A 12,363-nucleotide genomic window follows, 5' to 3' on the forward strand; every position below is an offset into this window, starting at 1 on the left:
ATACCCTTTTTAATTGTCCTAAAGTCTCTTAGCTCAGCAGCGGATCGAGTCCACCACGGGCGTCGAGCGCATACAAGTCATCACAGCCGCCAATGTGCTGCGCATCAATAAAAATCTGCGGAACCGTCGTACGACCACTACGTTGGATCATCTCTTCGCGTTTGATCGCGTCACCGTCGATTGGCAGTTCCTGGAACGTGACGCCTTTGCTGCTCAGCAGCGCTTTCGCACGGTGGCAGAACGGGCACGTCGCTTTGGTGTAGATCTCAATATTGGCCATGACTGAACTCCTTATTTACCGCGAACCAAAGGAAGATTTTCCCCGCTCCAGCCGGAAATCCCTTCTTTCAGTACCGTTACGTTTTCGAAGCCCGCTTTGTAAAGCGCGCTGGCAGATTCCTGCGCCTGCATACCGGTCGCATCCACAACGATAATGGGCTGGGCTTTGTGTTTCTCAAGCTCACCAACGTTGTTGGCTTTGATTTCAGCTGGCAACAGGTTGATTGCGCCGGCAATGTGACCTTTACGGAAATCGTCACGCTGACGCAGATCGACAACGACGGCATCTTCTTTGTTAATCAGACGCGTCGCTTCACCACGGGTGATAACCTTAATCTTAGACGTCAGGCTCTTAAATGTGGTGAACAGCACAGCAGCCAGCAGGCCAATCCACGCGATGCTCAGTACCGGATGGCGGCTAACGAATTGCATAATTTCTTGCATGGAGGGTAACTACTCCCGACTAAGTGATAAAAAAACCAGGACAGGAGTATACCTGTGCGTTCTGGCAAATACAGCCAGCGACCATAACCTAATCCATTTTCTGCGGCATGCCACCTAAAAAAATGCCTCAAAATGGTCCGGTCAGCATCTTGCCCCCGCGCTTTCTTTGATCTTCTGCGGCTATTTGATCGATTCAGCTGTAGTAAAATTACGCAAATTTTGACTCTTGAGCATGAGGTTGTTGCAATGTCGGTTTCTAAAAAACCTATGGTACTGGTGATTCTGGATGGCTATGGCTACCGTGAAGACAGCCAGGATAACGCTATTTTCAACGCAAAAACCCCGGTCATGGATGCACTGTGGGCAAAACGTCCGCATACCCTGATTGACGCATCCGGTCTGGAAGTGGGCCTGCCGGATCGCCAGATGGGCAACTCCGAAGTTGGCCACGTTAACCTCGGCGCGGGTCGTATCGTGTATCAGGATCTGACCCGTCTGGACGTCGAAATCAAAGAACGCACCTTCTTCGCTAACCCGGTTCTCTGCGGTGCGGTAGATAAAGCCGTTGCGGCAGGTAAAGCGGTGCATATCATGGGTCTGCTCTCCGCAGGCGGCGTGCACAGCCACGAAGATCACATCATGGCGATGGTCGAACTGGCCGCTGAACGCGGTGCGGAAAAAATCTACCTGCACGCCTTCCTGGACGGTCGCGATACGCCACCGCGCAGCGCAGAAGGGTCCCTGAAAGCTTTCGAAGACAAATTCGCCGCGCTGGGCAAAGGCCGCGTGGCCTCCATCATTGGCCGTTACTACGCTATGGACCGCGACAACCGCTGGGATCGCGTTGAACAGGCCTATGACCTGATGACTCTGGCAAAAGGGGAATTCCAGTTCCCGACTGCGGTTGAAGCGCTGGAAGCCGCTTACGCGCGTGATGAAAACGATGAATTCGTGAAAGCGAGCGTGATCCGCGCTGAAGGCCAGGCCGATGCCGCAATGGAAGATGGCGACGCGCTGATCTTTATGAACTTCCGCGCTGACCGCGCGCGCGAAATCACCCGTGCGTTCGTCAACAGCGACTTCGACGGTTTCGCCCGTAAAAAAGTGGTGAACATCGACTTCATCCAGCTGACTGAATACGCCGCAGACATCAACGCGCCGTGCGCGTACCCACCAGCCTCGCTGGCTAACACCTTCGGTGAGTGGATGGCGAAGAACGACAAAACCCAGCTGCGTATCTCCGAAACTGAGAAGTATGCGCACGTGACCTTCTTCTTTAACGGCGGCGTTGAAGAGCCGTTCATAGGCGAAGAGCGCATTCTGATCAACTCGCCGAAAGTTGCGACTTACGATCTGCAGCCAGAGATGAGCTCTGCGGAATTGACTGAAAAACTGGTCGCGGCCATCAAAAGCGGCAAGTACGACACCATCATCTGTAACTACCCGAACGGCGACATGGTCGGCCATACTGGCGTAATGGAAGCGGCAGTGAAGGCGGTTGAAGCGCTGGACCACTGCGTTGAGCAGGTTGCGAAAGCGGTTGAGTCCGTTGGCGGCCAGCTGCTGATCACCGCTGACCACGGTAACGCCGAGCAGATGCGCGACCCGGCAACCGGTCAGGCGCATACCGCCCATACCAACCTCCCTGTTCCGCTGATTTATGTGGGTGATAAATCAGTGAAAGCAGTAGAAGGCGGCAAGCTTTCCGACATCGCGCCAACCATGTTGTCGCTGATGGGTATGCCGATCCCTGAAGAGATGACTGGTAAGCCGCTGTTCATCGTGGAATAATCGCTCCCCATGAGGGGAAAGGCGATTTTTTCAATCACATGGGTCGTGAAGCCGCTTAGGCTATCAGTCAGACCTCTGCTTTGCGCCAGCGCACTCAGCGCTGGCGTATTGCTGTGCGCCGCATCCGCCCACGCGGATGACCGCGACCAGCTGAAATCCATTCAGGCCGATATCGCCGCCAAAGAGCGTGCGGTACGCCAGCAGCAACAGCAGCGCGCCGCCCTGCTCGCCCAGCTTAAGCAGCAGGAAGAGGCCATCTCCGCTGCCGCACGTAAACTCCGTGAAACGCAAAACACCCTCACCCAGTTGAACAAACAGATCGACGAGATGAATGCGTCGATTGCCAAACTGGAGCGCCAGCGTGATGCGCAGGAGCGCAACCTCGCAGCACAGCTGGATGCCGCATTCCGCCAGGGTGAGCATACCGGACTCCAGCTGATCCTCAGCGGTGAAGAGAGCCAGCGCGGCCAACGTCTGCAGGCCTATTTCGGCTATCTGAACCAGGCGCGTCAGGAGACCATTGCACAGCTGAAACAAACGCGTGAAGAGGTCTCCACCCAAAAAGCGGAGCTGGAAGAGAAGCAGAGCCAGCAGCAGACGTTGCTCTACGAACAAAAAGCGCAGCAGGCGAAACTTGAGCAGGCCCGTAACGAACGCAAGAAAACGCTGTCCGGTCTTGAGTCCTCCATTCAGGCAGGACAGAGCCAGCTGAGCGAAATGCGCGCCAACGAATCAAAACTGCGTAACAGCATTGCCCGTGCGGAAGCCGCAGCGAAGGCGCGCGCCGAAAAAGAGGCCCGCGAGGCGCAGGCGGTTCGCGACAAGCAGCAGGAAGCCTCCCGCAAAGGGACCACCTACAAGCCAAGCGAAAGCGAACGCTCCCTGATGTCGCGTACCGGCGGTCTGGGTTCCCCGCGCGGTCAGGCCTACTGGCCCGTTCGCGGCACTATTCTGCATCGCTATGGCGAACAGCTGCAGGGTGAGCTACGTTGGAAAGGGATCGTTATCGGTGCGTCTGAAGGTAGCGAAGTGAAAGCCATCGCCGATGGCCGCGTGATCCTGGCCGACTGGCTGCAGGGTTACGGGCTGGTGGTGGTGGTCGAGCATGGTAAAGGCGACATGAGTCTTTACGGCTACAACCAGAGCGCGCTGGTCAGCGTCGGCACTCAGGTGCGCGCCGGCCAACCCATCGCCCTTGTGGGCAGCAGTGGCGGTCAGGGCCGCCCGTCACTCTATTTCGAAATTCGTCGTCAGGGTCAGGCGGTCAATCCACAGCCGTGGTTGGGAAGATAAGTTTTGCTTCAATTTCGTCGAATGGTTCTCTCCGTCGTCAGCGTGCTGGCGCTGGCTGCACCGGTATATGCAGGTAAACTCGCCATCGTGATTGATGACTTCGGTTATCGACCACACTATGAAAATCAGGTGCTGGCGATGCCATCAGCCATCTCCGTCGCCGTCCTGCCGAATGCGCCTCACGCGCATGAAATGGCGACCAAAGCGCACAATAGCGGCCACCAGGTCCTCATCCATCTTCCGATGGCACCGCTCAGCAAGCAGCCGCTGGAAAAAGACACCCTGCGCCCGGATATGAGCAGCGATGAGATCGAACGCATCATCCGCGACGCCTACAACAAGGTGCCGTATGCCGTGGGTCTGAACAACCATATGGGTAGCGCGATGACCTCCAGCCTGTACGGTATGCTGAAGGTGATGCAGGCGCTGGAGCGTTACAATCTCTATTTCCTCGACAGCATGACCATTGGCAACAGCCAGGCGATGCGTGCCGCTCAGGGTACGGGGGTGAAGGTCATCAAGCGCAAAGTCTTCCTGGACGACTCCCAGAACGAAGCGGATATCCGCGTGCAGTTCAACCGCGCGGTAGCGCTTGCGCGCCGTAACGGTTCGGCGATTGCCATCGGGCACCCGCATCCGTCTACCGTTCGCGTTTTGCAGCAAATGCTGCCGACCTTACCCGCCGATATCACGCTGGTACGCCCGAGCGATCTGCTCAATGAACCGCAGGTTGACACGTCTCGTCCGGAAAGCGCTCAACCTCCGGCAACGCAGCCGCGTAATCCGTTCCGCGGCGTGAAGAACTGCGCGCTGAAAAAGCCGCTCGAGCCGGTGCATGCAACCCGCTTCTTTACGGTCATCAGCGAAAGCGTGGGCCAGAGTACGCTGGTGCAGTACTTCCAGCACCAGTGGCAGGGATGGGGTAAAAAAGTCTCAGCGAACCAATCCCAGTGACAGGCGATTAAGGTAGAAAGATGCCACAGCGACACAAAATTCTGCTCCTCGATACCGGTAAAGAGTGGGGAGGAGGCACCAACAGCATGCTCGAGCTTCTGAAGCGGATTAACCGCGAGAAGTTCGATATTACCTGTTGTTTTTACAGTGATTACAGCCGGGCCGAAGGACAAACCATCGGCCAGGTGTTGAACGGCATTGGCATCCCTTTAATTGTCATTCCGCAGCAAAAGCAGCCCGGATGGGCGAAGGTTGCAAAAGAGCTGGGCCGCAGCCTGCTGTTTTTCTCGCGCAGCGCCCGCAAGGCGTTTACCCGACATATTGACACGCTCTGGCGCATCCGGCCCAACGTCAGCAAGATCGAGACGATTTTCAGGGAAGGGGGTTTCGATACGCTGTACATGAACAATCAGCCGGGCTCTAACGAAGAAGGGTATCTGGCGGGCGCGAACCTGCATGCGCGGATAATTCAGCATTGCCGGATTGAACCGGTGCTGACCCCGCCGCTGGTGAAGCTGGTGAATGCCCACGCCACAAAAATCATCGCCGTCTCGCACGGCGTTGAACGCGTGCTTCTTCAGCATGGCGTCCGGCCCGAGCTGTGTACCACGGTCAACAACGCCATCGACATCCACCAGCCCTTGCCCGACCGACGCGCCATGCGCCAGCGTCTGAACATTGATGATGAGACGTTTGTGTTCGGCAGCATTGGGTCGCTTATCCCTCGCAAGTCCAACCACCACACGCTGGAGGCGCTGGCCCAGTTCAGCCAGAAGCATCCGCAGGCAAAATGGAAAATGGTGCTGGTCGGTGAAGGGGCTGAACGCGGCGCGCTGACGGCGCAGGCTGACGCGCTGGGGATTGCTGAGCACGTCATTTTTACCGGTTTCCAGAACACGCCTTTTGACTATCTCGCCACCTTTGACGCGTTTATTCTGGCTTCGAAGAGCGAAGGTTTGCCCCGCGTCGTGCTGGAGGCAATGCTGCTGAATATCCCGGTGATTGGCTCAAAGGTAACCGGCACGGCAGAATTGATCGACCATGAGTCGACCGGGCTGCTGTTCCCGTGGAGCGATGTGTCGCAACTTGCTCAACATCTGGATAATATCTGGCAGGATCCTGCTCTGCGCGCCCGGCTCGCCGCAGCCGCGCACCAGAATGTCTGCAACGTGTATGCCATTGAAAGCTATGTTAACGGTGTCGAGGCCGTTCTTGGCGCGCAATAACCAAACGAGAAGAACATGTTTAAATTCCTGAATGCTCGCTACCGCCACATTACCGGGCGTCATAACATTCCTTACGCTTCCCTTCCGGTCACGCGCGATCTCGTTGCGGTTGATTCCATCGTGATCCCTTGTACGGGCGCGGATTTCGTCGAAGAGGCGTTATTGTCAGCGACCTTTGCAGAGCGTTACGCCACCGACGTCAGCGAGATTGTTATCGTCAGCGATCAGCCTGAATCCGCTTTCGGCGAGCTGCCGCCAAAAACCCGCGTTGTGACCCTCACGCTGCCAAAACGTGAAGAGGGGTACCGCTATAAGCAGATCTACCTCAGCCGTCTGGTGAAGCTTAACGCTCCGCTTCAGGCGCGCGGAGAAGGCGTATTGATGATCGACTCCGATCTCAACCTGCTGAAGATGCCCCAGATCAACATGGCCGATATGCACATCTACTCCAGCTTCCGTCAGGGCAAAATGATTGCCAAGCTGGACGGCGCCCCCGCAGAAAAAGTGCCGGCATATTACAAAGAAACGGTGCGCCCGTATCTGGTCGATCACGTTAACGGCGCGTTTCTTGCCGCAACCAAAAAGACCTGGCGTCGCATCTGCCCGCTGTGGCTGACGCTGTTCCAGGATACCTGGGAGCTGATGGACGACACGCAGCCGCCGACCGATCAGCTGCCGCTCGCCGCGCTGCTGGACATGCTGGATGTTAAAACGGTTAACCTGGGCGACTGGATGAACTGGCCTGTATCCAAGAAGATCGGCGGTCAGGAAGCCGTTGTGCCGAAAGAGGTGATTGGCGCGCACGGGGGTTTCCCGCTTTCCGAATGGCAGAAGTATCTGGAATCGCCGGATAACAAACTGCTGTTCAAAGGGCAGGACTATACCCGCAAGGTGCGCTACCTGACGGACGAAGAGAAAAAGAATCAGTAAAAAAGGGGCCAGAGGCCCCTTTTTGTTTACTTATCCCAGCTCAGGATCACTTTCCCTGACTGGCCGGAACGCATCGCGTCGAAGCCCTGCTGGAACTCATCGATGGAGAAACGGTGAGTGATAATCGGGGACAGATCCAGGCCGGACTGGATCAGCGCTGCCATCTTGTACCAGGTTTCGAACATCTCGCGGCCATAGATGCCCTTGATGAACAGCCCCTTGAAGATGACTTTGTTCCAGTCGATGGACATATCTGACGGCGGAATGCCCAGCATCGCGATACGGCCACCGTGGTTCATGGTGTCCAGCATGGTGCGGAACGCCGGCGGCGCGCCGGACATCTCCAGGCCTACGTCAAAGCCTTCGGTCATACCCAACTCTTCCATCACGTCGGTCAGGCTCTCTTTCGAGACATCCACCGCACGGGTGACGCCCATTTTGCGCGCCAGCGACAGGCGGTATTCGTTCACGTCGGTGATCACCACGTTGCGCGCGCCCACGTGCTTCGCCACGGCTGCCGCCATAATGCCGATTGGGCCGGCGCCGGAGACCAGCACGTCTTCACCGACCAGGTCGAAGGAGAGCGCGGTGTGTACCGCGTTGCCGAACGGGTCGAAGATGGAGGCCAGATCGTCAGAGATATTGTCCGGGATTTTGAAGGCGTTAAACGCCGGGATCACCAGGTATTCCGCGAAGCAGCCCGGACGATTTACGCCCACGCCGACGGTGTTGCGGCACAGGTGGGTGCGACCGCCACGGCAGTTGCGGCAGTGACCGCAGGTAATATGGCCTTCACCAGAGACGCGATCGCCAATGCTAAAGCCTTTGACTTCCTGGCCGATGCCGACCACTTCGCCGACGTATTCGTGACCGACCACCATCGGTACCGGAATGGTTTTCTGCGACCACTGGTCCCAGTTGTAGATGTGAACGTCAGTACCGCAGATAGCCGTTTTACGAATTTTGATCAGCAGATCGTTATGACCGACTTCCGGCTCCGGCACGTCGGTCATCCAAATCCCTTCTTCCGCTTTCAGTTTGGATAACGCTTTCATCACACGTCCTCAGGCAATTACGCCCAGCTGTTTGCCGATGCGGGTAAAGGCTTCCACCGCACGCTCAATTTGTTCAGGCGAATGCGCCGCAGACATCTGGGTGCGGATGCGCGCCTGACCTTTTGGTACCACCGGGAAGAAGAACCCGGTGACGTAAATCCCTTCTTTCTGCAGCTCGCGGGCAAACTGCTGCGCCACAACCGCATCGCCGAGCATCACAGGAATGATCGCGTGGTCAGCGCCGGCCAGGGTGAACCCTGCGGCGCTCATTTTTTCGCGGAACAGACGGGCGTTTGCCCACAGTCGGTCGCGCAGCTCGGCGCCGGACTCCACCATCTCCAGCACTTTGATGGAGGCGGCCACAATGGCCGGCGCCAGGGAGTTGGAGAACAGGTACGGACGGGAGCGCTGACGCAGCCACTCAACCACCTCTTTACGCGCAGCGGTATAACCGCCGGACGCGCCGCCGAGCGCTTTGCCCAGCGTACCGGTGATGATGTCCACGCGGCCCATCACGTCACAGTATTCATGGGAGCCGCGGCCGTTTTCGCCGACAAAACCGACCGCGTGGGAGTCATCGACCATCACCAGCGCGTCGTATTTATCCGCCAGGTCGCACACGCCCTTCAGGTTGGCGATCACGCCGTCCATGGAGAATACCCCGTCGGTCGCGATCAGTACGTGGCGGGCACCCGCTTCGCGTGCCTCTTTGAGCCGCGCTTCCAGCTCAACCATGTCGTTGTTGGCGTAGCGGAAACGCTTCGCTTTACACAGGCGAACACCGTCGATGATGGAGGCGTGGTTCAGGGCGTCGGAGATAATCGCATCTTCTGCGCCGAGCAGGGTTTCAAACAGACCGCCGTTGGCGTCGAAGCAGGAGGAGTACAGAATCGCGTCTTCCATTCCGAGAAAGTTTGCCAGCTTTTGCTCAAGCTGCTTGTGGCTATCCTGGGTGCCGCAGATGAAGCGCACGGAGGCCATGCCGAAGCCGTGGGTATCCATGCCATTTTTCGCGGCGGCAATCAGCTCAGGGTGATTCGCAAGACCTAAGTAGTTGTTCGCGCAAAAGTTGATCACATGGCTGCCGTCGGCAACGGTGATGTCCGCCTGCTGGGCAGACGTGATAATACGCTCTTCTTTGAACAACCCTTCCGCACGTGCGGTGTCGAGGTCGCTGTTTAACTGTTTGTAAAAATCACCACGCATTGCAATTCTCCAGACTCGGCAAATTTTGGCACATATTACCCAAACCTATAGTTCATGACGAGATGACGCCGTATCTCTTCTCGTTTTTGCAGCATAAATCACGTGTACCCCTGCTGCATATCGGTGAATGGCTGAAGACCGGGCATTGTGATGATATGATATGAATATTAGCGTCCGGGATTGTCCCCGGGCTCAACACTTCAAAGGTTACAGTTATGATCATCGTTACCGGCGGCGCGGGCTTTATCGGCAGCAACATTATCAAGGCTCTCAATGATAAGGGCATCACCGACATTCTGGTGGTGGACAACCTGAAAGACGGCACCAAGTTCGTTAACCTGGTGGATCTGAACATCGCTGACTACATGGATAAAGAAGACTTCCTTATCCAGATTATGGCGGGTGAAGAGTTCGGCGAGATCGAAGCCATCTTCCACGAAGGTGCGTGCTCTTCCACCACCGAGTGGGACGGCAAGTACATGATGGATAACAACTATCAGTACTCTAAAGAGCTCCTGCACTACTGCCTGGAGCGTGAAATTCCATTCCTGTATGCCTCGTCTGCGGCAACCTATGGCGGCCGCACTTCTGATTTCATCGAGTCCCGCGAATATGAGCAGCCGCTGAACGTCTACGGCTACTCCAAGTTCCTGTTTGACGAGTACGTGCGTCAGATCCTGCCGGAAGCGAACTCGCAGATTGTCGGCTTCCGCTACTTCAACGTTTACGGGCCGCGCGAAGGGCACAAGGGCAGCATGGCGAGCGTGGCGTTCCACCTGAACACCCAGTTGAATAACGGTGAAAGCCCGAAACTGTTCGAAGGCAGCGACGGCTTCAAGCGCGACTTCGTCTACGTAGGCGACGTTGCAGCCGTAAACCTGTGGTTCCTGGAAAGCGGCGTCTCCGGCATTTTCAACCTCGGTACCGGCCGCGCAGAGTCCTTCCAGGCGGTGGCTGACGCAACGCTGGCATACCATAAGAAAGGCAGCATCGAGTACATTCCGTTCCCGGATAAGCTGAAAGGCCGCTACCAGGCGTTCACGCAGGCCGACCTGACCAACCTGCGCGCCGCGGGCTACGACAAGCCGTTCAAGACCGTTGCCGAAGGCGTAACGGAATATATGGCCTGGCTGAACCGCGACGCGTAAGTATGAAGATTCTGGTGATCGGCCCGTCATGGGTGGGCGACATGATGATGTCGCAAAGTCTCTATCGCACGCTCAAGGCGCGTTATCCCCAGGCGATAATCGACGTGATGGCACCCGCATGGTGCCGTCCGCTGTTATCGCGTATGCCGGAAGTAAACGAGGCGATCCCGATGCCGCTCGGCCACGGGGCGCTGGAAATCGGCGAACGCCGCAAGCTCGGCCATAGCCTGCGCGAGAAGCGCTATGACCGTGCGTACGTGCTGCCAAACTCCTTTAAATCCGCCCTCGTACCTTTCTTTGCGGGCATTCCGCACCGTACCGGCTGGCGCGGTGAAATGCGCTACGGTCTGCTGAACGACGCCCGGGTGCTGGATAAAGCGGCCTGGCCGCTGATGGTGGAGCGCTACGTGGCGCTGGCCTACGACAAAGGGGTGATGCGCAGCGCGAAAGACCTGCCGCAGCCGCTGCTGTGGCCCCAGCTTCAGGTTAACGATGGTGAAAAATCTCAGACCTGCAGCGCGTTTGGTCTTTCGTCCGAACGCCCAATGATTGGCTTCTGCCCCGGCGCAGAATTTGGCCCGGCAAAACGCTGGCCGCACTACCACTACGCCGAACTGGCGAAACAGCTGATCGACGAAGGCTACCAGATTGTGCTGTTTGGCTCGGCGAAAGATCACGAGGCGGGCAACGAAATTCTCGCCACGCTGAGCACCGAGCAACAGGCCTGGTGCCGCAACCTGGCTGGAGAAACGCAGCTTGAGCAGGCCGTTATCCTGATTGCCGCCTGTAAGGCCGTGGTCAGCAATGACTCTGGCCTGATGCACGTCGCCGCCGCGCTGGAACGTCCGCTGGTTGCGCTGTATGGCCCAAGCAGCCCGGACTTCACGCCGCCGCTGTCACACAAGGCGCGCGTTATTCGTCTCATTACCGGCTATCACAAAGTCCGCAAAGGCGATGCGGCAGAAGGTTACCATCAGAGCCTGATCGACATAACGCCGCAGCGCGTTCTCGAAGAGCTCAACGAACTGTTGTTGAGCGAAGAAGGATAACGGATGCGGGTATTGATCGTTAAAACCTCCTCAATGGGTGATGTTCTGCATACGCTACCGTCGCTGACGGACGCCATGCGGGCCATTCCCGGCATCCGTTTTGACTGGGTGGTAGAAGAAGGCTTCGCGCAGATCCCCACCTGGCATGAAGCGGTTGACCGCGTGATCCCGGTCGCGATTCGCCGCTGGCGCAAAGCGTGGTTCTCCGCGCCGATTAAAGCCGAGCGTAAAGCCTTCCGTGAAATGGTGCATGCGCAGCGTTACGACGCGATTATCGACGCGCAGGGGCTGGTGAAAAGCGCGGCGCTGGTCACGCGTCTGGCGCACGGCGTAAAGCACGGCATGGACTGGCACACCGCCCGCGAACCACTGGCGAGTCTGTTCTATAACCGTCGCCACAACATCGCAAAGCAGCAGCACGCCGTAGAACGCACCCGCGAGCTGTTTGCGAAAAGCCTCGGCTATGCGAAACCGGAAGCGCAGGGCGACTACGCCATTGCGCAGCACTTTTTGCGCAATACAGATCCCTGTGCTCAGCCTTATCTTGTCTTTCTGCATGCCACAACGCGCGACGATAAGCACTGGCCGGAAACACACTGGCGAAGGCTGATTGAACTAATGCAACCCTCCGGTATCCATATTAAACTCCCGTGGGGCGCTGAGCATGAGCGGCAGCGTGCGGCGCGTCTGGCAGCAGGCTTTTCCCACGTCGAGGTGTTACCCAAACTCACGCTGGCGCAGGTTGCCGCAGAGCTGGCAGGCGCTAACGCCGTTGTTTCCGTGGATACGGGTTTAAGCCATTTAACCGCGGCGCTGGATCGCCCAAATATCACCCTTTTTGGCCCGACCGATCCCGGCCTGATCGGGGGCTATGGCAAAAACCAACATCAGATGGTCAGCCCGACTCAGCAAACGAAGGATATCAGCGCAGATGCGATTTTTTCATTTTTACAGGGCAGCCGTTGGCTTTCCAACAGGGATATTTAAC

Annotated in this window: 12 protein-coding genes; 8 read left to right on the forward strand and 4 right to left on the reverse strand. The window is 57.3% G+C overall.

Annotation, left to right across the window (positions count from 1 at the left end; all coding sequences use genetic code 11):
* Positions 1–28 precede the first annotated feature (28 nt).
* Positions 29–280 (reverse strand): glutaredoxin 3, encoded by a 252-nt coding sequence (gene grxC / locus ACMWL8_RS16580; protein ID WP_028015037.1) that lies wholly within the window; start codon positions 278–280, stop codon positions 29–31.
* Between the two features lie 11 nt (positions 281–291).
* A complete protein-coding gene (locus ACMWL8_RS16585; RefSeq protein ID WP_014882007.1) occupies positions 292–723 on the reverse strand; it encodes a rhodanese-like domain-containing protein in 432 nt (143 codons plus the stop codon).
* A gap of 246 nt (positions 724–969) precedes the next feature.
* Here ACMWL8_RS16585 and gpmM point away from each other — a divergent pair, with 246 nt between their 5' ends.
* The 5 genes from gpmM to ACMWL8_RS16610 are packed head-to-tail and all read left to right on the forward strand — an operon-like array spanning position 970 to position 6,917.
* On the forward strand, positions 970–2,514 hold the full coding sequence (gpmM, locus tag ACMWL8_RS16590; protein WP_045260051.1) for a 2,3-bisphosphoglycerate-independent phosphoglycerate mutase: 1,545 nt from the start codon (positions 970–972) through the stop codon (positions 2,512–2,514).
* A gap of 33 nt (positions 2,515–2,547) precedes the next feature.
* Positions 2,548–3,807: a murein hydrolase activator EnvC gene (gene envC, locus ACMWL8_RS16595; RefSeq protein ID WP_235428248.1), complete on the forward strand. Its 1,260-nt coding sequence runs from the start codon at positions 2,548–2,550 to the stop codon at positions 3,805–3,807.
* A gap of 3 nt (positions 3,808–3,810) precedes the next feature.
* Complete coding sequence (locus ACMWL8_RS16600; RefSeq protein ID WP_045260053.1) at positions 3,811–4,761, forward strand: divergent polysaccharide deacetylase family protein; 951 nt, start codon at positions 3,811–3,813, stop codon at positions 4,759–4,761.
* A 20-nt stretch (positions 4,762–4,781) separates the two neighbouring features.
* Positions 4,782–5,987: a glycosyltransferase gene (locus ACMWL8_RS16605; RefSeq protein WP_045260054.1), complete on the forward strand. Its 1,206-nt coding sequence runs from the start codon at positions 4,782–4,784 to the stop codon at positions 5,985–5,987.
* Between the two features lie 15 nt (positions 5,988–6,002).
* The gene (locus ACMWL8_RS16610; protein ID WP_045260055.1) at positions 6,003–6,917 is read left to right on the forward strand and encodes a hypothetical protein; all 915 of its coding nucleotides are present in this window, start codon (positions 6,003–6,005) and stop codon (positions 6,915–6,917) included.
* Positions 6,918–6,943: 26 nt separating this feature from the next.
* Here the strand turns inward: ACMWL8_RS16610 and tdh are convergent, their stop codons facing one another.
* Together tdh and kbl are read right to left on the reverse strand one after the other, a co-directional pair.
* On the reverse strand, positions 6,944–7,972 hold the full coding sequence (gene tdh, locus ACMWL8_RS16615; protein WP_006812404.1) for an L-threonine 3-dehydrogenase: 1,029 nt from the start codon (positions 7,970–7,972) through the stop codon (positions 6,944–6,946).
* Positions 7,973–7,981: 9 nt separating this feature from the next.
* The gene (gene kbl / locus ACMWL8_RS16620) at positions 7,982–9,178 is read right to left on the reverse strand and encodes a glycine C-acetyltransferase (protein WP_045260056.1); all 1,197 of its coding nucleotides are present in this window, start codon (positions 9,176–9,178) and stop codon (positions 7,982–7,984) included.
* A 215-nt stretch (positions 9,179–9,393) separates the two neighbouring features.
* Between kbl and rfaD the strand changes: the two genes are divergently transcribed.
* Genes rfaD through rfaC form a run of 3 tightly spaced genes read left to right on the forward strand, consistent with a single transcriptional unit; the run spans position 9,394 to position 12,362 of the window.
* Positions 9,394–10,326 (forward strand): ADP-glyceromanno-heptose 6-epimerase, encoded by a 933-nt coding sequence (gene rfaD, locus ACMWL8_RS16625; RefSeq protein WP_045260057.1) that lies wholly within the window; start codon positions 9,394–9,396, stop codon positions 10,324–10,326.
* Positions 10,327–10,328: 2 nt separating this feature from the next.
* Positions 10,329–11,375, forward strand: coding sequence for an ADP-heptose--LPS heptosyltransferase RfaF (gene rfaF / locus ACMWL8_RS16630; protein ID WP_045260058.1), 1,047 nt, complete (start codon positions 10,329–10,331; stop codon positions 11,373–11,375).
* Positions 11,376–11,378: 3 nt separating this feature from the next.
* Positions 11,379–12,362 (forward strand): lipopolysaccharide heptosyltransferase RfaC, encoded by a 984-nt coding sequence (gene rfaC / locus ACMWL8_RS16635; RefSeq protein ID WP_241276784.1) that lies wholly within the window; start codon positions 11,379–11,381, stop codon positions 12,360–12,362.
* Position 12,363: the final 1 nt, after the last annotated feature.

It is taken from the genome of Enterobacter sp. 04-C-12-SI-ECC (assembly GCF_047530715.1).
Lineage (GTDB): Bacteria > Pseudomonadota > Gammaproteobacteria > Enterobacterales > Enterobacteriaceae > Enterobacter > Enterobacter bugandensis.